Origin of the sequence: Roseinatronobacter sp. S2 (assembly GCF_029581395.1) — a bacterium.
GTDB lineage: Bacteria > Pseudomonadota > Alphaproteobacteria > Rhodobacterales > Rhodobacteraceae > Roseinatronobacter.
In genome coordinates this window covers 1,585,582-1,608,596 of record NZ_CP121113.1, presented here as the reverse complement: position 1 = coordinate 1,608,596, position 23,015 = coordinate 1,585,582, and the positions used below count along the sequence as shown (strand labels likewise).

Below are 23,015 nucleotides of genomic sequence, written 5' to 3'. Positions count from 1 at the left end.
ATTTCAAAGTGAAAAACCGGTTTTGCACCTTGAAATATAACACAGACCCCACGCCATTTCTGGCCGCGTGATCCTGTCTGTCATCATAAATTTGAAATCTGGTACGGGTGGGGAGACTCGAACTCCCAAGCCTTGCGGCGGGGGATTTTGAATCCCCTGCGTCTACCATTCCGCCACACCCGCGTGCCAGCAGTGGGTGAATACCGCGCCTTTGCGCCGCCTGCAACTGCGAAGATGCATCGGATGAAAGTTATTTCCGGCCCCGGATCAGTGCCATGATCCCTTCAGATTGACTCGGCGTGGCAATTCATTTATCAGACGATAACTGTTGCGACAGTTCATCCGATCGCGGGACGCGAAATGTATGCGTCTCATAACTGTTCCGGCCCGACGCCGAAACCATGGAAACGCATGACAAAATTTTCTGATCTGAAGCTGGACCCCAAGGTCCTGAAAGCTATCGACGAAGCGGGCTACACAGTCCCTACCCCCATTCAGGCGCAAGCCATCCCCTACGCGCTTGAAGGGCGCGACGTGCTGGGCATTGCACAGACTGGCACGGGCAAGACCGCGTCTTTCACGCTGCCGTTGATCACGCGTCTGGGGCGTGGCCGTGCCCGCGCGCGCATGCCGCGTTCACTGGTGCTGGCACCAACACGCGAACTGGCCGCCCAGGTGGCTGAGAATTTTGACACTTACGCCAAACACACGCGCCTGACCAAAGCCCTGCTGATTGGTGGCGTGGCATTTGGTGAACAGGACAAGCTGATTGATCGCGGCGTTGACGTTCTGATTGCGACACCGGGTCGGTTGCTGGACCATTTCGAACGCGGTAAGCTGTTGCTGACCGGCGTCGAAGTGATGGTTGTGGATGAAGCCGACCGCATGCTGGATATGGGGTTCATTCCCGACATTGAACGTATTTTCGGCCTAACGCCGTTCACACGGCAGACCTTCTTCTACTCTGCCACGATGGCACCGGAAATCGAACGTATCACCAATACGTTCCTGTCCAATCCCGCACGCATCGAAATTGCGCGTCAGGCATCCGCATCCGAAACCATCGCTCAGGAACTGATCCAGTTGCAAGCGACGCGGCGCGATACTGCGGCAAAACTGAAGCGCGAAACCCTGCGTGCCGTGATCGAAGCCGAAGGCGAAAAGCTGGAAAATGCGATTATTTTCTGCAATCGCAAAGTAGATGTCGATATTCTGTACAAGTCACTTGTGAAACACAAATACGACGCAGCCCCCATTCATGGTGATCTTGACCAGTCGGTGCGCACGCGCACGTTGGAAAAGTTCCGCGCAGGCGATCTGCGGCTGTTGATTGCATCCGATGTGGCCGCGCGCGGCCTTGACGTGCCGTCCGTCAGCCATGTGTTCAACTTTGACCTGCCATCGCACCCTGAAGATTATGTGCACCGCATCGGGCGCACGGGACGCGCCGGAAGAACCGGCAAGGCCATTTCGATCATGGTGCCGTCTGACCAGAAATATCTGGATGCGATTGAAGCCCTGTTGCAAAAGACCTTGCCACGGGTTGAAGCCCCCGAACTGCAAGCCCCTGTGCGCGTTCGCCACAAGGACCGGCCAGCGAAAGCCGAAACTGCCGAAAAGGTGGAACAACCCGCACCGCGTGAAGCGGCGCCGCAAGATAGCATTGCCCAGGATGACACTGCGCAACGCGATGTGGCCCCTGCACCCGCCCCCGCCGCGCGCGCTGAAAAACCACGGCGCGGCGGACAGCAGCAGCGCAACACACCAGCGCGCGAACATGCCCCGCGTGAACGCAATTCCAACCGTGGCGACAACGTGGTTGGCATGGGCGACCATGTTCCGGATTTCCTGCTGCGCGAATTTCGCAGCGCCTGACGACATATCGCGCCGCTTGCGGGCGTCACACATAAACAAAAGCCGCGCTGGACCCAGCGCGGCTTTTTGACATTGAGTAGCCCCCATTCAGCGATACAACAGCGATACTTTGTTGTGAAACAGGTGCATTTTTGCAGGGTCGGCTTTCAACTTCACGGTTTTGCCGCGCAAATTGTTATGTGTGCCTGCAAGTTTGGCAAGCACAGGGGCGGCGTCGGGGCCATCGGGCTTGAAATACAACACCGTCAATTCGCCCAGTGCTTCGACCAGATCGACCTCTCCCTGATACACGAAATCATCATCATCTGTGGCAATCAGGTCTTCGGGGCGCACGCCCAGATTGATCCGCAGGCCCTTGTCGGCATCAGTTGTGGGAATATCGACGCGCGCCGTGCCGCCGCCGGCCAGCTTGACCGCCGTTTGCGCACCGGTTTCGGTAACTTCGCCGGCCAAAAGGTTCATCGCAGGCGAGCCTATGAACTGCGCCACGAATTCGCCATTGGGGCGCTCATAAAGATCTAGGGGTGAGCCGACCTGCGCAATCCCGCCACCCGCCAGCACGACGATACGGGTCGCAAGGGTCATCGCCTCGACCTGATCATGGGTGACGTAGATCATGGTCGAATCGGGCATCGATTCCTTCAATTTTGCGATCTCGATGCGCGTGGCCACACGCAACGCCGCATCAAGGTTCGAAAGGGGTTCATCGAACAGATACACTTTCGGGTCGCGCACGATAGACCGGCCAATTGCCACACGCTGGCGTTGCCCGCCAGACAGCGCTTTCGGCAAGCGGTCCAGATAGGGGCCAAGTTGCAGGATATCGGCAGCCCGGTTTACCGCGGCGTCAATCTCTGCCTTGCTTTTCTTTGCGATTTTCAACGCAAAGGCCATGTTGTCGCGCACAGTCATGTGCGGATAAAGCGCATAGGACTGGAACACCATGGCAATACCGCGCTGCGCGGGGGGGATGTCATTGACGACCATGTCATCAATTTCCAATGTGCCCCCCGTTATCTTTTCCAGCCCTGCAATCATGCGCAGCAGTGTGGATTTCCCGCAACCCGACGGGCCGACAAAGACAATCAGCTCGCCTTTCTTGATGTCAAGATTGACATCCGACAACACTTTGACTTCGCCATAGGCCTTTTCAACATCTGTAAGTTTCAGATCTGCCATGCTGTCCTCCCCTTCATTGTTTTATCGCCTCACGACAAGACAGGGCTGCCATGGCCCCAGATGCACCAACCCGTCTTCGCCAGGGCCGGAACTGTTCAGGTCCTGTCCGACAGTGACCCAATGCCCTTCAGGCAGATACAATGTTGCCGGATCATGGCTTAGGTTGAAGGCACAGAACATCACCTCGCCCGCCTCCTCGCGGATAAAGGACAATGTATCGCCGGACACATGCAAATCGCGCAACACACCGTGGGTCAATGCACGGTGGGCGCGGCGAAACGCAATCGCGCGGCGGTAGTGATGCAGCAAGGCATCGGGCGCGCGTTCCTGGGTATCAACGGCCAGTCCCACATGTTCGCGCGCCACCGGCAACCACGGAACCGCAGTCGAAAACCCGCCATTCACAACTGATCCGGTCCATACCATCGGGGTGCGGCAGCCGTCACGCCCCTTGAATTCAGGCCAGAACTGAATGCCATACGGGTCTTGCAGATCATCAAAACACAACTCTGCCTCTGGCAGGCCCAGTTCCTCGCCCTGATACAGGCACACGGAACCGCGCATGCACATCATCAGCGCGGCATAGGCCCGCGCCGCTGCGGGGCTAAGATCCCAACGTGTGATGTGGCGCGGGACATCATGGTTTGAAAATGCCCAACACGCCCAACCATCCGGCGCCACATGGTCCAGATGGCGCAGCACTGCGGATATGCGCGCCGCTGAAGGTGCGTCTGCGGCCAGAAATTCGAACGCATAGCACATCTGGACCTTGTCGTTGCCGGATGTGTATTCGCCAAGGATTTCAAGGCCCTTCTGGGCATCGCCCACCTCGCCCACGGCAGATGCGCCATAGGTGTCCAGAACCGCACGGAACCGGCGCAGGAAATCCAGATTTTCCGGCTGGTTCTTGTCGTAGATATGTTCCTGATGGTTATAGGGGTTCACCGCAGGCGCAATGGTGGCGTTGCGCTGTTCGGGTGGCAGGGCCGGGTTGTCACGCAACTGATGATCATGAACATAGAAATTGATCGTATCCAGACGAAATCCGTTGACCCCGCGTTCCAGCCAGAACCGCGCGACATTCAGCAATTCTTCCTGAACTGCGGGTTCGTGAAAATTCAGGTCCGGTTGCGATGACAGGAAGTTATGCAAGTAATACTGGCACCGTGTTGTGTCCCATGCCCAGGCAGAGCCACCAAAGATCGACAGCCAGTTATTGGGCGGTGTGCCATCCGGTTTGGGGTCAGACCACACATACCAGTTTGCACGCGCATTATCACGGCTGGCGCGGCTTTCCTTGAACCACGGGTGCTGGTCGGATGTATGCGACAACACCAGATCAATCAGCACCTTGATGCCCAGCTTATGCGCCATGCCGACCAGCGCATCAAAATCCGACAATGCGCCGAACATTGGATCAACATCGCAATAATCCGACACATCATAGCCGAAATCCTTCATCGGTGATGTGAAGAACGGGCTGATCCAGATCGCATCCACCCCAAGGCTGGCGATATACGGCAGGCGTTCCACGATACCGCGCAGATCGCCGATACCGTCGCCATTGCTGTCTTGATAGCTGCGCGGATAGATCTGATAGATCACCGCACCACGCCACCATTCGGGTGAAAGCTCCAGCCCGCGTTCAGGCTGCAACAGGGTTTGAACAGACACGAGGTTCTCTTTCCTTATTTGACAGAGCCGGCCAGCAGGCCGCGCACCAGATAGCGTTGCATTGTGAAAAAGACGAGCAACGGCACCGCGATGGACACAAACGCCGCTGTCGCCAGAATGCCCCAGTCCCCGCCCCGAGAGCCAAGCAGATCATCGGCAATCTTGACAGTCATGACCTGCGATTCCGCGCCCGATGGCAAGAAAACCTTGGCCACAAGCAGATCATTCCATGTCCACAGGAACTGAAAGATAGCAAAAGACGCAAGTGCCGGAAAACTAAGCGGCAAGATAATGCGCACGAAAATCTGGAAATCCGTGGCACCGTCCACCTTGGCAGATTCGATAATGTCGCGCGGCAAGCCGACCATGTAGTTTCGCAACAGATACACCGCAAGCGGCAACCCGAATCCCGTATGCGCAAGCCATATGCCAAAGAAACTCTGGCCGATGCCGACATCCGTGTGCAGCTTCAGCAACGGCACCAGCGCCAGTTGCAACGGCACCACCAGCAACCCGACAACCGCTGCGATCAACAGCCCCCTGCCCGGAAAATCCATCCATGCCAGCGCATAGGCCGCAAAAGCCGCAATCAGGATCGGGATGATCGTGGCAGGGATGGTCACTGTCAGCGTATTGATAAACGCGCGGTCCATCCCGTCGGCAAACAGCACGGTCCGGTAATTTGCCAGCGTGAATTTGGGCGGCGTTCGCGCTTCAAAATACAGGGTCGGGCCACGGGTTATTTCTTCAGGGCTTTCAACCCTGTAGCGCCCGTCGCGTTCAATAACAACTGTGCCACCGGTGCGCAATTCGGACACCTGACCTGCGACGAATTCATCGGGTGCGACCGCGCGCGTGCCGTAAGCCGCGACAACGCCTTCGCCATCGGGGAAATTCTGAGCCAGCGCGGGATCATCAAAAACATTGCCTTCCAGAATGAACACGCCGCCTTCTTCGCGCGCACCATCAGCCGCCACACGCGCACGGAAATTCAGATCCACCGAAAACGGCGCCTGCCACCAGCCGGAATTTGAAATCTGGTCGCGGTCGCGGAACGATGACACGAACAACCCGATTGTCGGCAGCAGCCACAGCAACACGAGAATAACCACTGTGATATTAACTGCCAGTCTGCCACCCTGATTTTGTCCAGCAATATTGTCCATTGTGTTCCCCTCCCCGCCTTAGCGCATTTCTTTTCTGGCTTGCCGGATGTTCCACACCATCACCGGCAGCACGAGGATCATGATGACGAAAGCAACAGCCGTTGCCCGCCCGTCATCGCGGAACATGTAGGTCATCATATAACTGGGCAGAATGTGGGTTCCGAAATTGCCGCCGGTCATGGTGTAGACAATGTCGAACACCTTCAGCACCAGAATGGTGATCGTGGTCCAAACGACAATAATTGTGCCCATGATCTGGGGCACCTTGATGGAAAAGAACACCTGAAACGGGTTTGCCCCGTCAATAATCGCGGCCTCGATGGTTTCTTCGGGAATGCCGCGCAGCGCCGCCGACAGAATAACCATGGCAAAGCCTGTCTGAATCCACACCAGAATGAACATCAGAAAGAAATTGTTCCAGAAGGACACCTGAATCGGATCAACCGGCACCAGCCCGATAAAGTCGCGCAGCGAATTTATGATGCCGATATCGGGATTGGCCGAATAGACAAATTTCCAGATCAGCGATGCCCCCACAAAGGAAATCGCCATAGGCATAAAGATCAGGGATTTGGCGATATTTCCCCAGGACAGGCGGTCTGTCAGTTGCGCAACCAACAGCCCCAGAAACGTGGCCATTGCGGGCACGAACAAAACCCACAGCATGTTGTTGAACACCGCCGTGCGGAATGTCCCCTCGTTCATCAGATCAAAGTAATTCCCCAATCCGATGAAATTCATGCCGGACCGGTCGAAAAGCGACCGATAGAAAGACCCTATAACCGGATATACCAGATACAGGCTAAGGGCGAATATGGCGGGAAACAGGAACAGCCAGGGGCGCACTTTGTTTGCACGGTTGATGTTGCGCCCTGCGTGCTGGCCACGCGCAGGAAAGATGAACTTGTCCAGTATCAGATTGGACGCGTAGAAATACCCGACACATCCACCGACACCGATGATGATCGTCAATATCCCTTGCAAGATTGGTGACATCTTCCCCCCTTCGCCGCCGCAATCGCTGCCAGGACAGCGCCCCGCCAGCTGCGCTTGCTTTTAGAAAAGCAGTTGCAAAAAGCGGGGCCGCAACATGTGCGGCCCCGCCAAAATGGCTTTAGCGCATCGCATCCCAGCGTGACTGGATCGCATCGGCCGCGGCCTGTGCATCGCCTTGGGTGGTGTAATCGACCATGCCGGTCCAGAACGCCCCTGCGCCAATCTCGCCCGGCATCACATCGGATGCATCAAAGCGGAATGTGGTCGCATTCAGCAAAATCTCGTTCATTGCGCGCAGAGAGTCGTCGCCGAATGTGTCCAGATTGACGCCGGTATGCGGCGTCAGGAACCCTGATTGCGCCATCCAGATTTCATGCGCGATGGGCGCTTTCAGGAATTCGATCAGGCCGCGCGTCGCGGGGCTGTCATTGGTGATGGCAAATTGTGTGCCTGCACCAAGAACAGGCTCCCCCAGATCGCGTTCACTTGATGCGGGGAAGTAAAAGAAGTCGTAATCAAAACCGAATTCCGACCCTTCGGGAAAGAAGGACGGAATGAAAGACGCCTGTTTGTGCATGTAGCACGCGGGCGGGATCTGGAACAAACCGGCGGGGCTGTCGCGGAAATCGGTGGTTGCGGACGCTTCCGCGCCGCCTTGCGCCCAGCCATCGGTGCGCACGAATTCGCCGTAAGCTTCAATCGCTTCTACCACGCGGGGGTCGTTGAACGGCACGTCATTGGTGATCCAGCCGTCGTAAACTTCCGGTTCGTGCAGGCGCAGCATCATATCCTCGACCCAGTCGGTCGCAGGCCAGCCGGTTGCCGCACCTGACCCAAGCCCGATGCACCATGGCGTGCCACCATCCTCGACCATTTGCGCGGACAGCGCTTTCAGGTCTTCCAGCGTTTCGGGGATTTCATAGCCCATTTCATCAAATTGTTCGGGGCTGTACCAAACCAGCGATTTCACATCGACCTTATAGAAGAATCCGAACATTTCCTGCTCGCCATCGGGATTGGCAAACGTGCCCAGATCAACCCATGACTGACCGGCCGCATAGTTTTCTATCATCCAGTCGGCGGTTTCCTGACCCAACGGCGCCAGCGCGCCGATTGCCGCCATGTCCGATGCCAGTCCGGGTTGCGGGAACACTGCGATATTGGGCGCGGAATTTGCCTGAACCGCGATCACGATGTCCTGCTCGAAACTGTCAGAACCAGAATAATTTACGGTCGCGCCTGTAGCATCTTCAAAATAGGCAAGTACATTGCGCAGCATGCCCGCATCCGGCTGCAACCATGGGCCGGTGACCGTAATTGTTTCGCCACTGAAATCATGCGCTGCCGAGAATTCCTCGAAACTGTCCCAGTTGAAGCCGTCGGTGCCCGGCTCAACGATCAGGTCCTGCGCGGACGCACCACCGGCCAACAGGGCAAGCGTCGCGACGCCTGCGTAAAATTTGGTTTTCATTGTCATCCTCCCAAGGTTGACGATCTATTGTGCACAATTTTTTTGCTTGTGCTGATCAGCATCCCAGCAGTTTGGAATCAGTTTTCCAAAACGCTTTGGATATCCGGACATTTGCCGATCATATTGGGCAAGTCAATCATCGATGTATCAGATTACCTTTTTTTGTTAGCTGACTTTGCAGTTGCAGCATTACATGAACTGGAGTTTTTGCTTTCCAAGAGTCGCTTTTTGCGCATACTGCATCGAAACATCCAAGGCGGTTTGGCTAAACAATGGGCATCACACTGAAAGAACTTGCGGCCTCTTTGAAACTGTCGCCGACGACGGTTTCACGCGCGCTGAACGGATACCCGGAAGTGAACGCCAGAACCCGCAAACGCGTGCGCGATGCAGCCGAGCACGCAAATTATCACCCCAACACACGCGCCCGAAGCCTGGCGACGGGACGCACACATGCAATCGGGCATGTGATTCCGCTGTCTTCCAGTCATGAAATCGTAAACCCCGTATTTGCCGATTTCATCGCCGGCGCGGGCGAGGCCTATTCCCGCGCGGGCTATGAAATGGTGCTGAGCATGGTTCCCGATGCAGATGAGGCACAGGCGTATCGCAACATGATTGCGCGCGGTTCCGTTGATGGCATGATCGTCCACGGTCCCAAACTGGATGACCCGCGCATTGCCCTGCTGACACAGCTGGGTGTGCCGTTTGTGGTGCATGGCCGCTCCAGCGGGGTGGCTGCGCCCTATTCGTGGCTGGATATCAACAACAACCGGTCCTTCCGGCGGGCCACGGAATTCCTGCTGCAACTGGGCCATCGCAGGATCGCGCTGATCAATGGTCTGGAAAATATGGATTTCGCCATGCGCCGCCGCACCGGATATCTTCAGGCGCTACAGGATGCAGGCGTCGGCGCGGACCCCGCCCTTATGCGGCAGGCCGAAATGACAGAAGTGTTCGGCCACCGCGCCGCCACCGAACTGATGCGCCTGCCCGACCCGCCCACAGCGTTTTTGTCTTCGTCCATGCTGGTGGCCTACGGGCTGCGGCGGGCCTTGGTCGATCAGGGCGTCCGCATGGGGCGGGATGTGTCGGTCATCACCCATGATGACGATCTGTCCTACCTGCCCAATGGCGACGGGCTGCCGCTGTTTACGGCAACACGGTCATCGGTGCGCGACGCTGGCCGCCAAGCCGCCGAAATGCTGTTGCAGCTGATTGGCGCGCCTGAACAACCGCCATTGACCTGTCTGATGGAAACCACGTTGATTGTCGGGGAAAGCACAGGCGCCGCGCCGCAATGAACACTGCTACACCACAGATACACAATGCCACAGCAACAGTGCGGCTTGCGCAGACGGGGATTCCCGCCGTGCATGCCAAGGGTCCATATTTCAGGCATGGGCCGTGAAACATGGCACTGTTGATCATGGCTGCGGCGTTAAGACCTTGCAGCGCCTGCCCGAAGCGTCCTATCACGCGCACGACGCCACCATCCTGACCTGAAGAAGACAGATCCATGACTGCACCACTTGGCACGACACCTGCACCGCTTGTTCTGGTTGCCGACATTGGCGGCACGAATACCAGAATGGCACTTGCGCGCGGGCGCGATCTGGTCGCCGGCAGCACCACCCGTTTCAGAAATGCCGAGTATTCAGGACTTGGCGAAATCGTATCGCAATATCTGTCCCGTCAGGATGCGCTGCCCGAAAAGGCGGCCTTCGCACTGGCGGGGATCATCCACGGCGATCAGGCCGAAATGACCAATCTGGGCTGGAAGGCCGATGCACGCGAGATTGCGCGCGACAATCGCATTGCGCATGTGCATTTTCTGAACGACCTGCAAGCCCAAGGGTATGCTGTGGGCGGATTGCCCGCAAGCCATCTGCGCACAATCCGGCATGGCCAGCGCGAAGGGAACACACGGCTGGTGATCGGGCTGGGAACCGGCGTGAATGCAGCGCCCGTTTTCACCACCAGCGCGGGGCAGTGCGTTGTGCCCGCGTCAGAATCCGGCCACATACATCTGCCGCTGCGCGGTCAGGATGATTACAATCTGGCCGACTGGCTGGTTGCACGGCGCGGTATAGCCTCGGTCGAGGATGTTCTGGCCGGTGCGGGGCTGGAACGGTTGTATAGCTTTCATGCCGAACAGACAGGCGTGGCGGGCGGCAAGGATGCGGCCGCAATACTTGCAGCGATGGAGACGGGCTGCACGCTGGCCCAAAGTGTCGGGCGTCACTATGTGCGGCTTTTGGGGCAGACCGTGGCCAGCCTTGCGCTTGTTACCCTGCCCTATGCGGGCATTTACCTGATTGGCGGCGTGGCGCGGGCGTTCACCCCATGGCTGGACCAGTTCGGGTTTGAAGCCGCCTTTACCGATATGGGGCGCATGTCGGCGCTGGTGCAGCGCTTTCCCGTGGCGATGGTCGAAGATGACTATGCAGCACTTGCAGGATGTGCCGCCTACCTGACGTCGCGTTGATCGCGGGGCGGCATCCGCTGGCCGATATAGTTCATGACATAGGCAAGGGCCACAAAAGCAACCGCAATGCCCGCAAGATTGGGCAGCACCCCGTCCCAGCCCAACCGCACCACATTCAAAAACGGATAGGGATACCACCCCGTAAGCGCGCCGCGCAACAGCGCATAGGCACCGTAACACGCGGGCCATATAATCCATGACAGTGGCCGCGCACCGCCACGCGGGTCAACGCGCGACACTTCCATCAACCAGAACCACAGCACTGCGGCAGGCAAAACCGTATGAAACGCCTGATCGGTCCACCAGCGCAACCCGTTGGGATTGAACAAATGCGCCAGCATGATGTGATAGACCAGCGCCACCATAATCATGGACAGGGTCAGCATACTCATCCAGCCAAAGGACAGCCGCCGCCCGCTGATGGCAATGGTCAGGAATGTCACCGCCGTCAGCACATTGGTCAGGATGGTGAAATACCCCCCCGAACGCCACAGCGCGGCGACAATGCCGCCACTGCCCATGCGCAGCGTCATATGCGCAGTCAGGGCCGCCACGGCAATACCGCCAATCATTCCCGCAATAATGCGGTATTTCGGATCTATTGCCAAAACTGACTGCTCCTGATCGACCTGTCGTGATGGGGCTGGATAAGGGGGTATCGGGCGTTGAATACCACTTGCCCAAACCGGCGCAACGGGGCAAGGCTTGGCATCATGGACTGGCGAGATCAAGGCATATTGTTAAGCGTTCGCAAACATGGCGAGGCGACGGCCCTGACAGAGGTATTCACCGCATTGCACGGGCGCCATGCGGGTGCCGTGCGCGGGGGTGCATCGCGCAAGATGGCCCCTGTGCTGCAACAAGGCGCGCAGCTGGACGTGCACTGGCGGGCAAGGCTTGAAGACCAGATGGGGAATTTCACGGTCGAATTGTTGCAACCCCGTGCGGCCCATATCATGGGCGATCGTCTGGCCCTGCTGGCATTGGGATCGGTTTGCGCGCTATGCCGCTTCGCCCTGCCCGAGCGCGCGCCCTATCCCGGCCTGTATTCCGCAACGGTTGCGCTGCTGGACGCGTTGGGTCAACCGGGCTGGCTGCATGCCTATGTTCTTTGGGAACTGCATCTGCTGGAAGATACGGGTTTCGGGCTGGATCTGGACCGTTGCGCGGTGACAGGCGCACAGCAGGGGCTGGCCTATGTCAGTCCGCGCACGGGCCGCGCGGTCACCATCGAAGGGGCGGGTGAATACGCAGCACGTTTGTTGCCCCTGCCTGCCGCATTGCTGAATGGTGGCCCGCTTGATGCGACCGATCTGACCAAGGCACTGGCAATCAGCGGGTATTTCCTAAGCCACCGGCTGGCCCATGCTGTCAACCAGCGCCTGCCAGAAGCCCGCGCGCGGTTTGTTTCGGCACTGGATTGACGGGCCAGCGGCAACATGCCCCAACCTGTCCGACACTCAGGCGCCAGTGTCGCGCAGGCAACGCGCCTCGATCACGACGAAAGCCTGCGCCCATGGGTGATCATCCGTCAGGCTGACGTGAATCACGGCTTCATACCCGGACGGGGTCATCTGTGCCAACCGCTTTTCCGCCCAGCCGGACACATGCATCACGGGCTGTCCGCCGCTTAGGTTGGTTACCCACATGTCGCGCCATGAAATGCCCATTGCAAGGCCGGTGCCCAGCGCCTTGGAGCAGGCTTCTTTCGCGGCCCAGCGCTTGGCATATGTCGCAACATCATCCCCGCGGCGCTGCGCACGCGCAAGTTCTTCCTGCGTGAAGACACGGTTGCGAAACCGATCACCAAACCGCTTCAATGTTCCTGCGATGCGGTCGATATTGGCCAGATCGGTTCCAACACCCAAAATCATGAAGGCATTACATCCGCGCCAAAATCATCTGCCTGCGCATTTCGCGGATCGCAGCATCCAATCCGATGAACACCGCCTCTCCGATCAGGAAATGCCCTATATTCAGCTCTACCACCTCTGGGATCGCAGCAATTGGCCCGACATTGTTGAAATTCAACCCGTGTCCGGCGTGAACCTCCAGGCCGATTTCATGGGCGAATGCCGCAGCCGAAAACAAACGGCGCAACTCGGCATCGCATTCTGCGCTCTGGCCGTTTGCGCAATGCTCCGCATATGCGCCCACATGCAATTCGACAATTTGCGCCCCCACACGGGCTGCGGCCTCGACCTGCGCCTCATCGGGGGCGATGAACAGCGACACCCGGGCGCCGGCGTCGCGCAAGGGCGCGATATAGTCACGCAGGCGATTATCGTCACCCGCCACTTCAAGGCCACCTTCGGTCGTCCGTTCCTCGCGTCGTTCAGGAACAAGACAGACAGCATGTGGCCGATACTTGACCGCGATGGCTTGCATTTCGGCGGTTGCGGCCATTTCCAGATTTATGGGCAGGGTCACGGCGGCCATCACGGCAGACAGATCTGCATCCACGATATGGCGGCGGTCTTCACGCAGATGCAGCGTAATCCCGTCAGCGCCCGCCTGCTGTGCCAGTTGCGCCGCGCGCGCCGGATCAGGATCGCGCCCGCCGCGTGCATTGCGCAAGGTCGCCACATGGTCAATATTCACGCCAAGTCGCAAAGGTTGATCTGTTCGTCCGTTCATACTGATCCCCGCATTCGCTGTGATCTGACCCTGTCTGCGGCATACAATAGCCTACGCCGCGCCAAACTCAATGACCCTGCATAGCATTCACCGTGCCTGATCATTTTTTCGTGCCTGTTCAAACCGTTCCTGTATCTTCTTCATCCGGCGATTGCGATAGGCGCGGATCAGCGGAAGGGACAGAAAATACGCTGGCACGCCGCACACGATCCCTATCAGCGTGCCACCCAACATATAGGGGGCAAACACATCCCAGCCGAAATGCGCCATGTTCTGCCAGCTGACCGGTTCTGATGTGAAAATGGATATGCTGTTTCGCCACAATTCTTGCCACACGGCCCCGAAGGCGCGGATTGCGTGCTTGCCGATCAGTGTATTTTCAACCCCCAGAAGGAAGCTTCCCAATTCAAGCGCAGACATGGCGATGATCGGAAAGGTGAAAGGGTTGCCAAAAAATGTTGCCAGAAGCGACGCAAGTATATTTCCCCGCAAGGCCCACGCCACCAACGCCGACGCCACGAAATGCATTCCGAACAATGGTGTGCAACTGACTGCGACCCCGGCGGCGATGCCGCGCGCAATCCGTTCAGGGCTGTCGGGCAAGCGGCGCAACCGGTGCATGACATAGCTGGCCGAGCGCCCCCACCCCCCACCGGGGATAAAGAAATTCACCAGTCTTTGGCGAAAGTTCCTAGGATTACGTCGTTTGAACACCACCGGCGACAGACCTTCATTCAACCTGACCCGAACAGGCCAGTCATGGGCGCAAGGACGGATCGCGGGTCCGTATAATTTGCGCCACAGATGTTTCAGCTTCCAGCGCAGTCATCACCTCATGCAGATGCGCAACCCCACGCATCTCCGCTTCGACCGTAAGACGATAGAAATCCGGCTTTCGATCCACAAAGCGTAAATCCGAGATATTCGCCTTATGCTCGCCAATCAAGCTGCATACGCGACCCAGCACACCTGAATCGTTTGAAATCGTAAGATCCAGTGTAACAGAATAAACCGGCGGGTGCGTGCCATCTTGCCAACGCAAATCAATCCAGCGGTCGGGCTGGTCCTCGAATTCGGCCAGGGCGTCACAATCCATGGCATGGGCCACAACCCCTTTGCCGCGATAGGTAATGCCAACGATACGTTCCCCCGGCAGGGGTTGGCAACATGCGGCACGACGAAAGGACTGGTCCGCGTTCAGACCAAGGACCGGGCGCGATGCATCCACCTGCGGCGTGTCCGACACCCCGTCAGGATACAACACCGCCACCACCCGTCTGGCGCTAATTTCTGCGGCACCGACGCGGGCGCGCAATTCTTCTGCATCGGGAATGCCCAGTATTTTGGATGCCGTGGCAAGCGCCTTGTTGCTCATTTCGCGGTTGGCATTCTCGAATGCGGCGCGCAGCAATTCTGTGCCCAAGCGCATGAACCGCGCGCGGTCCTCATCGCGCAACGACCGGCGAATGGCGGCCTTGGCGCGTCCTGTTGCGGCAATATCAATCCAGCTGGCCTGCGGGCGCTGCCCTTCGGCGGTGATAATCTCAACCGATTGTCCGTTGCGCAGCCGTGTCCATAGCGGCACGCGCAGCCCGTCCACCTTGGCGGATACGCAGCTGTTGCCGATACGGGTGTGAATGGCATAGGCGAAATCCAGTGGCGTGGCACCGCGCGGCAGCTGGATCACATCGCCCTTGGGTGTAAAGCAAAACGCCTGATCCGAATACATTTCCAGTTTGACATGTTCCAGAAACGCATCGTGATCTTCTTCCGATTCCAGTCCTTCGGTCAGGGTCGCAATCCATTTTGCCGGATCAACAGCAAACGGGTTCACGGTGCGCTGGCCATCACGATACGCCCAATGCGCGGCAACACCGGCTTCGGCCACCTCGTGCATTTCACGGGTGCGTATCTGGATTTCCACGCGCTTGCCATCGCGCCCCGACACGGTTGTATGAATCGACCTGTAGCCGTTGGATTTGGGCTGACTGATATAATCCTTGAACCGCCCCGGAACCGCGCGCCAGCGGCCATGCATCAACCCCAGCACCTTGTAGCATTCATCAACCGAGTTGGTGATGATGCGAAACCCATAGATGTCAGACAGGCGCGAGAATGCCAGTTCCTTTTCCTGCATCTTGCGCCAGATCGAATAGGGCTTCTTGGCGCGCCCGAACACAACGGCATCAATATCGGCACGTTCCAGTTCCGTTCGGATGTCACCGCTGATGCGGTGCAACACGTCACCTGCTTCGCGTTGCAACGTAATGAAACGGCGCAGGATGGAATTGCGCGCTTCGGGGTTCAGCACGCGAAAAGCAAGGTCTTCCAGTTCTTCGCGCATCCATTGCATACCCATACGACCGGCAAGCGGTGCATAGATATCCATGGTTTCGCGGGCTTTCTGGGCCTGCTTTTCGGATTTCATTGACCGGATCGTGCGCATATTGTGCAGCCGGTCCGCCAGCTTCACCAGAATGACACGCAAATCACGCGACATGGCGATCAACAGCTTGCGTATATTCTCGGCCTGCTTGGCTTCAGATGATGAAATTTGCAGATTGGTCAGCTTGGTCACACCATCGACCAACTCGGCGATTTCCTCGCCGAAGATCTGCGCAACCTCTGAATAGGTTGATTTCGTATCTTCTATGGTGTCATGCAAAAGCGCCGTGATGATGGTTGCATCATCAAGGCGCATTTCTGTCAGCAATGCAGCAACAGCAACCGGATGGGTGAAGTATGGCTCGCCCGAATGGCGGAACTGCCCTTCATGCATCGCCTCGCCATACTCCCAGGCGCGACGAATAAGATCCTCATCCGTTTTCGGGTTATAATTGCGCACCAGTGCGATCAGATCAGCAAATGTGATCACGCGCGTAGGACCTTCCCCGAAAGCGTATCATTCCAGATTGAACCGACGGGCAGGAAACCCGTCGGCCACGCGACATTCAGCCTGCCTGACCTTGCGCTTCCATAAGGGCGCGCAGCATTTGCTCTTCGCTCATGCTGTCTTCTTCAGGCTTGTCCTGTTCTGCGCGGCCCATCAGCAGGGCCATGTTGTCATCTTCTGGCAGGTCAACTTCGATTTGCGTTTGCAGGCTCTCGATCAGCCGCTCGCGCAATTCATCCGCAGATTGCGTCTCGTCCGCGATTTCACGCAGGGACACGACAGGGTTTTTGTCGTTGTCACGGTCAACCGTAATCGGCGCACCCGCCGCGATTTCACGCGCACGATGTGCCGCAAGTGCGACCAGTTCGAAGCGGTTGGGAACTTTATCAACGCAATCTTCTACCGTTACGCGGGCCATGAGCAGACTCCAATTCAGACATATGTGGGCCAGAACCTGCTGCATACTGCGCGAATCATCACAGTGCAAGCGCCAGCAGGTCACAATTCCATGCGTTTTAGCGCGAAATCGGCGTGATCTGCGCCAATTCCTGCGGATCAAGCGCCGCATGCATGGACCGAACGCTTTGCCCTGTTACAGGATGCACCCAGTCCGGGACAATATCCATCAGCGGATGCAAGACAAAAGCACGCTCCTGCAATCGGGGATGCGGCAGTATCAATTCGGGTGGCGCATCCTGCATCTGTTGCGCCAGCGACAAATCTGCCCAATGGCGGTATGTCGGCAGATCAGGCAGAACGCGGTCGCCCATGGCCAGCAGATCCAGATCCAGAACCCGCGCCTGCCATCGCGCGTTGCGCTGCCGTCCTGCCGATTCTTCGATCCGGTGCAAAATATCCAGTATCGCCTGTGGGCCAAGATCACATGCGCACACAATTGCGCTATTGACAAAGTCAGGTCCTGCACCAGCAGGAAAGCAGGGTGTGCGAAAATACCGGCTTTGTGCGATTACCCTTATTGAATTTATTGGCATTTCTCGAATGGCGTAATCCAATTGCGCAACCGGACTATCCGAATGCCCCGCCAGGTTTGACCCCATCGCGATCAGGATCGGATTGAACTCAGCCTCGTTTAGGATATTTAACATGTATGTATGGTCCTTGATGGACAGTTTATATTTTGCATAGCCGTCATGCGTATTTCCCTAAAGTCATCGTGTGATAGGTTATATTAAACAAAGGTAAAACCATGTTTTACAAAGATGAGCGCTTGGCGCTTTTCATCGATGGGTCGAACCTTTACGCGGCCGGAAAAGCCCTTGGTTTCGACATAGACTACAAACTTCTGCGGCAGGAATTCATGCGCCGTGGCAAATTGCTGCGCGCGTTTTACTACACAGCGCTGCTTGAAAATGACGAATACTCGCCCATTCGCCCGCTTGTCGACTGGCTGAACTATAACGGTTACAGCATGGTCACAAAAGCTGCGAAGGAATACACCGATTCCATGGGGCGCCGTAAAGTCAAAGGCAACATGGATATTGAACTTGCCGTGGATGCGATGGAACTCGCCCCACGCCTTGACCATGCCGTGCTGTTTTCAGGCGATGGTGATTTTCGCCCGTTGGTTGAAAGCCTGCAACGTCAGGGCGTCAGGGTTTCTGTTGTGTCAACCATCCGCAGCCAGCCGCCGATGATTGCAGATGAACTGCGCCGTCAGGCTGACAATTTCATCGAACTGGATGAACTGCGCGATGTTGTCGGACGCCCCCCGCGCGAGCCGCGTTTTGACCATCAAGACGCGCAGGAAACTGCCGAATAACAATCTGACGCGATACAAAAACAAACAAGCCGGGCATTGTAAAATGACCCGGCTTGTTTCTTGGCGCTGTCGGGACAAACTGCCACTACATGCCTTCGCCGAAACAATCCTTGACCAGTTCGCGCAAGGCATCGGCCAGATCCTGCGCCTGCGCACCGCTTGTGCGCACCATAATTGATGTCCCGCGCGATGCAGCCAGCATAAGCAAACCCATGATGGAATCCCCCGGCACGCTCATGCCGTCCTTGCTGACTTCGGCTGTGGCATCATGACGTTCCACGACTTCGACAAACTTCGCAGAGGCCCGCGCATGCAGCCCCTTTTCATTCATGATTTCCAAAACCAGCTCAACCATCGTGTGTCGTATTTCCTTTTTGCGCGCAAATGGCGGTCAGATCCCTTGACCCTGACCACCGATCTCAAGTGAGTTAATATATTTTCGCCCGGCATCCAGTGCCGCAGTGGTTGCAGCCTGCATGGACATGTCGCGTGACTTGGCCAGCTTGATCAGCATAGGCAGGTTCGCACCGTAAAGAATACAACGATTTGGGGAAGCACATGCGGGCAGTGACAGGTTCGAGGGCGAGCCGCCGAACATATCGGTCACGACGATCACGCCCTGACCGGCATCGACCGCAGCCGCCGCGTTCAGGATCTCCAGCTTTTTGGCGTCGCGGTCATGATCATACTCGATCGCGATCGCCCGAATGCCATGTTGCTTGCCGATCACATGTTCTATTGCCGCAAGGTACTCGCGTGCAAGTCCCCCATGTGCGACGATCACGATTCCGATCACGCCCGAACCTTACTCATCTTTGCCAGTTTTCGGCGGGTCTGCCGAAACACGTTCCAATTCTCTATGACGTATAGACACCCGCCACATGGTCTGCGCAAGTGCCTCTGCCAGTTTTTCTGCGGTTGCAACCGATCTGTGACGCCCGCCCGTGCACCCAAATGCGATTGTCAGGTGGGATTTCCCCTCTTGCGCGAATTCCGGCAGCAGGCTTTCAATCATATCGCGAACGCGTCCGAAGAACGGGTCAAATCGCGGATCGCGGGCCACATATTCCGAAATCCGTGGATCGCGCCCGTCAAATGCCCGAAGTTCGGGGTCCCAATGCGGATTGTTCAGGAACCGGCAGTCAAAAACCATATCAACCGCTGTCGGCAAGCCGCGCTTGAACGAAAAGGACTGGATTTGCACATGCATCTTGCCCTGCCCGTCCCTGTCGAACAGGTGGTGCATCTGTGCGCGCAGGTCATGGGGGGTCATGGCGTTCGTATCAACCAGCACATCCGCGCGCTGGCGCAGCGGGGCCAGCAGGCGCAATTCCAGCGCGATTCCTTCGCCAACCGGGGCTTCCGGCCGCAGGGGATGGCGCCGCCGTGTTTCCGAGAAGCGCCGGTTCAGGGTGTCCGACGTGCAATCCAGATACACCAGTTCAAAATCAAGGCTTGGCAGCCCATCCAGCATCTCTACCAGTTTCAGAATGCTGTTTGCAGAAAAATCACGGTTGCGCGTATCAATGCCCAAGGCCAGCGGGGACCGCAAAGGCGCCTCGACCAGTCGCGGCACCAGTGAGGATGGCATGTTGTCAATCGCCTCGAACCCCACATCCTCCAATGCTTTCAGCGCAGTGCTACGCCCGGACCCGGCTGGCCCGGTAATCAGGATCAGGCGTTCAGTATCTGGTGGAAAGCTTGACATAGCGACATGTCCTTTGCTGTGTCCGTCATTCCGGGTCATCCCGCCCCATCCATGACTTATGAAGAACATATTGCCGCAACGCCGCTGCAAAAGCCCTGCTCTCGACCTTGTGTAATGTGGGGACTTGCACGCCAAGGATGCAGGTCGACCGGTATTGCGGAAAACGCGCCGTTTCAGTCAGGTCAAGATTGACCAGCACCGAAACCCGCACCAGCGAAAGGGGCGCGGCGTGCAGCAGCCCCATACCACGCATTTCAATCATGCCGCGAATAGATGCAGGGGCATCCGCAACCAGCGTGGTGCCGTTGAACATGATGCGGGTCTGATCATCCGCCACCAGTCGCGCGCCCATCGCCATCAGTTCCAGCGCAAGTTCGGATTTACCGGCACCGGAACGCCCCGTCAGCACAAGCGCGTGCCATCCTGTGGGTGTTTCGAAAGCCACTGTGCTGGCATGCAGCAGGGTTTCCGCCCCCGCCTTCACACCGGCAGACCAACGACGAATCGCGCCCCCAAAGGCGGGCTGCCCATAGGCGCATCGGACAAGCGGATGTTTTCTGCCCAGATCACACCCTGGTGGGCCTCGACAATTTGTTTGGAAATAGCCAGACCAAGACCGGAATGGTTGCCGAACTGTTTGACGGGGCGTTCCGAATAGAACCGCTTGAACACTTTTTGCAAGGCATTGTCAGGAATGCCCGGGCCGGTATCTTCCACCACGATCAATACGCGGTCATTGCGCTTGCGCGCCCATATCCGCACGGCATCGCCATCTTCGCAAAATGAAATCGCATTTGTGATCAGATTGACAAACACCTGCGCAAGCCGCCCTTCCAGACCGGTTACCAGAATGGGGTCGGGCGGCAACAGTTTTATGAATTCAACGCCTTTTGTCGTCGCTTCCTGACTCAGATGTTCGCAAAGGTTGTTCAGCAGGTTGATCAGGTCGAATTCTTCTTCTTCTTCCTTGACCAGTTCGGCATCCAGCCGTGATGCATTTGATGTGTCTGAGACCAGCCGGTCAAGCCTGCGCACATCATGCTCGATGACATCCAGCAAGCGCTGGATCTGGTCCTCGCGTTTGGCCATGCGCAATGACCCTACCGCTGAACGCAAGGACGCCAGCGGGTTCTTGATTTCATGCGCAACATCTGCGGCGAACTGTTCATTCGCTTCAACACGGTCATAAAGTGCGCTGACCATTCCGCGCATGGCGCGCGACAGATCCCCGATTTCATCCGGCCGCCCTGTCAGATCGGGTATGCGCACCCGCCCCGCATGTGTGCGCCGCCCGTCACGCCGTTTGCCAAGTTCGGCCGCCATGGCCAAATCGGCCAGCGGGTTCGCAATCGTCGATGCCAAAACGAAACTCAGCCCGATGGACACAAGAAGCGCAATCAGGAAGAACTGCAAAACCTGCTCGCGGTCATGGCGCATCAGCGCGGCCGTGTCGCGCGCATCACGGCGCAAAATAACCGCGCCCGAGAATACATCGTTACTCAACACCGGGGCGCTGGCGGCGATCCACATATCATCATTCGGACCGCGATGCGTATAGCTGTCACGCGCGCCCTGCTGGTTGCGCGCGAAAAGGTCCTGGGCAATATCGGCAAAATCCGGTGCGCGCTGTTCTACCAGTTTGGCGCCGGTCACATAGGTCATGCCCGACCAGATGCGTGTTAATGTATCACTGATAAATGTCGTTCTTTCGGACAGAACGTCATTGTCGGGACGCTCGGTTCCGTTCAACTGCGCAGCGATTGTGCCGTCTTGCGCGACCAGAACAATCGCGAAGCGTTCATCAAGGGTCAAACGACGGGCCAGCACATCCTTTGACGCGTCGATCCCGCCTGCCGCGCCAACTATATCCGCGACAATCTGGGCGGTTTGGCGCAATGTCTGTTCTTGCTGGCGCAGCAAACTGTCGCGAAACGGGTTCGTAAACAACACGCTGACGACCAGAATAACCAGCGCGACAAGGTTGAACAACACGATCTTGCGCGCAAGTGGCGAGCTGGAAATGCTTAAAAACCCGCGCTTGGCACGGGTTGCACGCACTTCGGACTCTACCGCGTCACCGGGACCGACCCAGTCGTCGCCAAGAACAACGTCGGCTCTGGACGCTGTAACCTCTGTTTTCACACTAGCACCTGCTGCCACCCAAAGGGGCTACCCCTGTTTTATCAGGCTTCGTTATACTTGTACCCAATCCCGTAAAGGGTTTCTATCGATGAAAACTCTTCGTCGACGCTGCGCATCTTCTTGCGCAAGCGCTTTATGTGACTGTCAATCGTCCTGTCATCGACATAGACCTGATCATCATAGGCCACATCCATAAGCTGGTCGCGCGATTTCACGACACCGGGCCTTTGCGCCAAAGCCTGAAGCAGCAGGAATTCCGTGACTGTCAGCGTGACGTCCTTGCCCTTCCATTTGACGGAATGGCGCAACGGGTCCATTTCCAGATTACCGCGCACGATGGTCTTGGCTTCCTCGCCACCTTCCTCGCCGCTTTCGATCGCTTGTTTGCGCCGCAACAGGGCGCGGATGCGTTCCACCAGCAAACGTTGGGAAAAGGGCTTTTTGACATAGTCATCAGCGCCCATGCGCAGCCCCAGAACTTCGTCGATCTCGTCATCCTTGGAGGTCAGGAAAATAACCGGCATCTGGGTTTTCTGGCGCAACCGCTGCAAAAGTTCCATCCCGTCCATGCGCGGCATTTTCATGTCCAGCACCGCCATATCGGGTAATTTACGATTGAATGCCTCTAACGCGGATTGCCCGTCATTATAGGTTTCCACCTCAAAGCCTTCTGCTTCCAGGCATATCGAAACGGATGTCAGAATATTCCGGTCATCATCGACAAGTGCGATCCTCGACATGTGCCTGTCCCTTTTCACTGCTGTAAATGGCGCGAGTGCCTTATTTTTGCCACATATTCACCCAGACGAAGGTGAGACGCAATAAAATACTTGTCAGGCGCGGCTGGCAACGATGCGATTCGTCCCGAATTGTGCTAATGCGCAACACATTCATCTCCTATCGGTATTAATATTGCGCTAACGCGCAGATGGTTGCGCTAACTCCGCCAATGACGCCTATCAATCGCCGCATTGCCGGTGTTATAGCAAATCACATGGAGTTCTGC

Annotated in this window: 23 protein-coding genes and 1 tRNA gene; 5 read left to right on the top strand and 19 right to left on the bottom strand. The window is 57.2% G+C overall.

Annotation, left to right across the window (positions count from 1 at the left end):
- Positions 1 to 99 precede the first annotated feature (99 nt).
- Positions 100 to 183: transfer RNA gene (locus tag P8S53_RS07635), tRNA-Leu, on the bottom strand.
- 228 nt (positions 184 to 411) lie between these two features.
- Here P8S53_RS07635 and P8S53_RS07630 point away from each other — a divergent pair.
- The gene (locus tag P8S53_RS07630) at positions 412 to 1,875 is read left to right on the top strand and encodes a DEAD/DEAH box helicase (protein WP_277806543.1); all 1,464 of its coding nucleotides are present in this window, start codon (positions 412 to 414) and stop codon (positions 1,873 to 1,875) included.
- A gap of 87 nt (positions 1,876 to 1,962) precedes the next feature.
- On the opposite strand, the gene P8S53_RS07625 is transcribed toward P8S53_RS07630, so the two are convergent.
- The 5 genes from P8S53_RS07625 to P8S53_RS07605 form a co-directional block, all read right to left on the bottom strand.
- Positions 1,963 to 3,054 carry an ABC transporter ATP-binding protein gene (locus P8S53_RS07625; protein ID WP_277806542.1) on the bottom strand — a complete coding sequence of 364 codons (1,092 nt, stop codon included), beginning with the start codon at positions 3,052 to 3,054 and terminating at the stop codon, positions 1,963 to 1,965.
- Between the two features lie 21 nt (positions 3,055 to 3,075).
- Positions 3,076 to 4,728, bottom strand: a complete 1,653-nt coding sequence (locus P8S53_RS07620; protein WP_277806541.1) for an alpha-amylase family glycosyl hydrolase — start codon at positions 4,726 to 4,728, stop codon at positions 3,076 to 3,078.
- A gap of 14 nt (positions 4,729 to 4,742) precedes the next feature.
- Positions 4,743 to 5,894, bottom strand: a complete 1,152-nt coding sequence (locus tag P8S53_RS07615; RefSeq protein WP_277806540.1) for a carbohydrate ABC transporter permease — start codon at positions 5,892 to 5,894, stop codon at positions 4,743 to 4,745.
- A gap of 18 nt (positions 5,895 to 5,912) precedes the next feature.
- A complete protein-coding gene (locus P8S53_RS07610) occupies positions 5,913 to 6,890 on the bottom strand; it encodes a carbohydrate ABC transporter permease (RefSeq protein ID WP_277806539.1) in 978 nt (325 codons plus the stop codon).
- A 118-nt stretch (positions 6,891 to 7,008) separates the two neighbouring features.
- Positions 7,009 to 8,361, bottom strand: coding sequence for an ABC transporter substrate-binding protein (locus P8S53_RS07605; protein WP_277806538.1), 1,353 nt, complete (start codon positions 8,359 to 8,361; stop codon positions 7,009 to 7,011).
- 278 nt (positions 8,362 to 8,639) lie between these two features.
- Here P8S53_RS07605 and P8S53_RS07600 point away from each other — a divergent pair, with 278 nt between their 5' ends.
- Both P8S53_RS07600 and P8S53_RS07595 read left to right on the top strand, forming a co-directional pair.
- Positions 8,640 to 9,665 carry a LacI family DNA-binding transcriptional regulator gene (locus tag P8S53_RS07600; protein ID WP_306417894.1) on the top strand — a complete coding sequence of 342 codons (1,026 nt, stop codon included), beginning with the start codon at positions 8,640 to 8,642 and terminating at the stop codon, positions 9,663 to 9,665.
- 215 nt (positions 9,666 to 9,880) lie between these two features.
- Positions 9,881 to 10,849 (top strand): glucokinase, encoded by a 969-nt coding sequence (locus P8S53_RS07595; RefSeq protein WP_277806536.1) that lies wholly within the window; start codon positions 9,881 to 9,883, stop codon positions 10,847 to 10,849.
- On the opposite strand, the gene P8S53_RS07590 is transcribed toward P8S53_RS07595, so the two are convergent.
- Positions 10,831 to 11,457, bottom strand: a complete 627-nt coding sequence (locus tag P8S53_RS07590; RefSeq protein WP_277806535.1) for a Pr6Pr family membrane protein — start codon at positions 11,455 to 11,457, stop codon at positions 10,831 to 10,833. The two genes, P8S53_RS07595 and P8S53_RS07590, sit on opposite strands and share 19 nt — an antisense overlap.
- Before the next feature lie 102 nt (positions 11,458 to 11,559).
- On the opposite strand from P8S53_RS07590, the gene recO reads away from it, so the two are divergent.
- Entirely contained in the window at positions 11,560 to 12,273 is a 714-nt protein-coding gene (gene recO / locus P8S53_RS07585) for a DNA repair protein RecO (protein ID WP_306417893.1), read from the top strand.
- A 36-nt stretch (positions 12,274 to 12,309) separates the two neighbouring features.
- On the opposite strand, the gene acpS is transcribed toward recO, so the two are convergent.
- From acpS to folK, 6 genes are all read right to left on the bottom strand, one after another.
- Positions 12,310 to 12,723, bottom strand: coding sequence for a holo-ACP synthase (gene acpS, locus P8S53_RS07580; RefSeq protein ID WP_277806533.1), 414 nt, complete (start codon positions 12,721 to 12,723; stop codon positions 12,310 to 12,312).
- A gap of 7 nt (positions 12,724 to 12,730) precedes the next feature.
- Positions 12,731 to 13,486: a pyridoxine 5'-phosphate synthase gene (locus P8S53_RS07575; RefSeq protein ID WP_277806532.1), complete on the bottom strand. Its 756-nt coding sequence runs from the start codon at positions 13,484 to 13,486 to the stop codon at positions 12,731 to 12,733.
- An 87-nt stretch (positions 13,487 to 13,573) separates the two neighbouring features.
- Positions 13,574 to 14,158: a DUF2062 domain-containing protein gene (locus P8S53_RS07570; RefSeq protein WP_277806531.1), complete on the bottom strand. Its 585-nt coding sequence runs from the start codon at positions 14,156 to 14,158 to the stop codon at positions 13,574 to 13,576.
- Between the two features lie 85 nt (positions 14,159 to 14,243).
- Positions 14,244 to 16,361 carry a bifunctional (p)ppGpp synthetase/guanosine-3',5'-bis(diphosphate) 3'-pyrophosphohydrolase gene (locus P8S53_RS07565; RefSeq protein WP_277806530.1) on the bottom strand — a complete coding sequence of 706 codons (2,118 nt, stop codon included), beginning with the start codon at positions 16,359 to 16,361 and terminating at the stop codon, positions 14,244 to 14,246.
- A gap of 76 nt (positions 16,362 to 16,437) precedes the next feature.
- Positions 16,438 to 16,797 carry a DNA-directed RNA polymerase subunit omega gene (rpoZ, locus tag P8S53_RS07560; protein ID WP_274350399.1) on the bottom strand — a complete coding sequence of 120 codons (360 nt, stop codon included), beginning with the start codon at positions 16,795 to 16,797 and terminating at the stop codon, positions 16,438 to 16,440.
- A 97-nt stretch (positions 16,798 to 16,894) separates the two neighbouring features.
- Positions 16,895 to 17,485: a 2-amino-4-hydroxy-6-hydroxymethyldihydropteridine diphosphokinase gene (gene folK, locus P8S53_RS07555; protein ID WP_277806529.1), complete on the bottom strand. Its 591-nt coding sequence runs from the start codon at positions 17,483 to 17,485 to the stop codon at positions 16,895 to 16,897.
- A gap of 101 nt (positions 17,486 to 17,586) precedes the next feature.
- Here folK and P8S53_RS07550 point away from each other — a divergent pair, with 101 nt between their 5' ends.
- A complete protein-coding gene (locus P8S53_RS07550) occupies positions 17,587 to 18,159 on the top strand; it encodes an NYN domain-containing protein (RefSeq protein ID WP_277806528.1) in 573 nt (190 codons plus the stop codon).
- An 85-nt stretch (positions 18,160 to 18,244) separates the two neighbouring features.
- Here P8S53_RS07550 and P8S53_RS07545 read toward each other — a convergent pair whose 3' ends face one another.
- From P8S53_RS07545 to P8S53_RS07520, 6 genes are read right to left on the bottom strand one after another with little or no spacing between them, the layout of a single operon-like run.
- Positions 18,245 to 18,514, bottom strand: a complete 270-nt coding sequence (locus P8S53_RS07545) for an HPr family phosphocarrier protein (RefSeq protein ID WP_277806527.1) — start codon at positions 18,512 to 18,514, stop codon at positions 18,245 to 18,247.
- A gap of 36 nt (positions 18,515 to 18,550) precedes the next feature.
- On the bottom strand, positions 18,551 to 18,955 hold the full coding sequence (locus P8S53_RS07540; protein WP_277806526.1) for a PTS sugar transporter subunit IIA: 405 nt from the start codon (positions 18,953 to 18,955) through the stop codon (positions 18,551 to 18,553).
- A gap of 9 nt (positions 18,956 to 18,964) precedes the next feature.
- Positions 18,965 to 19,867 (bottom strand): RNase adapter RapZ, encoded by a 903-nt coding sequence (gene rapZ, locus P8S53_RS07535; protein ID WP_277806525.1) that lies wholly within the window; start codon positions 19,865 to 19,867, stop codon positions 18,965 to 18,967.
- Positions 19,868 to 19,892: 25 nt separating this feature from the next.
- Entirely contained in the window at positions 19,893 to 20,351 is a 459-nt protein-coding gene (locus P8S53_RS07530) for an HPr kinase/phosphorylase (RefSeq protein ID WP_277806524.1), read from the bottom strand.
- Positions 20,348 to 22,009: a sensor histidine kinase gene (locus tag P8S53_RS07525; RefSeq protein ID WP_277806523.1), complete on the bottom strand. Its 1,662-nt coding sequence runs from the start codon at positions 22,007 to 22,009 to the stop codon at positions 20,348 to 20,350. Before P8S53_RS07525 ends, P8S53_RS07530 begins: the two co-directional genes overlap by 4 nt.
- A 41-nt stretch (positions 22,010 to 22,050) precedes the next feature.
- A complete protein-coding gene (locus tag P8S53_RS07520; protein WP_277806522.1) occupies positions 22,051 to 22,749 on the bottom strand; it encodes a response regulator transcription factor in 699 nt (232 codons plus the stop codon).
- Positions 22,750 to 23,015 lie beyond the last annotated feature (266 nt).

What these genes read in the sequence shown, in the direction of transcription:
- P8S53_RS07630 (WP_277806543.1), top strand. Translation starts at nt 412, where the DNA reads ATGACAAAATTTTCTGATCTGAAGCTGGACCCCAAGGTCCTGAAAGCT.
- P8S53_RS07625 (WP_277806542.1), bottom strand. Translation starts at nt 3,054, where the DNA reads ATGGCAGATCTGAAACTTACAGATGTTGAAAAGGCCTATGGCGAAGTC.
- P8S53_RS07615 (WP_277806540.1), bottom strand. Translation starts at nt 5,894, where the DNA reads ATGGACAATATTGCTGGACAAAATCAGGGTGGCAGACTGGCAGTTAAT.
- P8S53_RS07610 (WP_277806539.1), bottom strand. Translation starts at nt 6,890, where the DNA reads ATGTCACCAATCTTGCAAGGGATATTGACGATCATCATCGGTGTCGGT.
- P8S53_RS07605 (WP_277806538.1), bottom strand. Translation starts at nt 8,361, where the DNA reads ATGAAAACCAAATTTTACGCAGGCGTCGCGACGCTTGCCCTGTTGGCC.
- P8S53_RS07595 (WP_277806536.1), top strand. Translation starts at nt 9,881, where the DNA reads ATGACTGCACCACTTGGCACGACACCTGCACCGCTTGTTCTGGTTGCC.
- acpS (WP_277806533.1), bottom strand. Translation starts at nt 12,723, where the DNA reads ATGATTTTGGGTGTTGGAACCGATCTGGCCAATATCGACCGCATCGCA.
- P8S53_RS07575 (WP_277806532.1), bottom strand. Translation starts at nt 13,486, where the DNA reads ATGAACGGACGAACAGATCAACCTTTGCGACTTGGCGTGAATATTGAC.
- rpoZ (WP_274350399.1), bottom strand. Translation starts at nt 16,797, where the DNA reads ATGGCCCGCGTAACGGTAGAAGATTGCGTTGATAAAGTTCCCAACCGC.
- folK (WP_277806529.1), bottom strand. Translation starts at nt 17,485, where the DNA reads ATGTTAAATATCCTAAACGAGGCTGAGTTCAATCCGATCCTGATCGCG.
- P8S53_RS07550 (WP_277806528.1), top strand. Translation starts at nt 17,587, where the DNA reads ATGTTTTACAAAGATGAGCGCTTGGCGCTTTTCATCGATGGGTCGAAC.
- P8S53_RS07545 (WP_277806527.1), bottom strand. Translation starts at nt 18,514, where the DNA reads ATGGTTGAGCTGGTTTTGGAAATCATGAATGAAAAGGGGCTGCATGCG.
- rapZ (WP_277806525.1), bottom strand. Translation starts at nt 19,867, where the DNA reads ATGTCAAGCTTTCCACCAGATACTGAACGCCTGATCCTGATTACCGGG.
- P8S53_RS07520 (WP_277806522.1), bottom strand. Translation starts at nt 22,749, where the DNA reads ATGTCGAGGATCGCACTTGTCGATGATGACCGGAATATTCTGACATCC.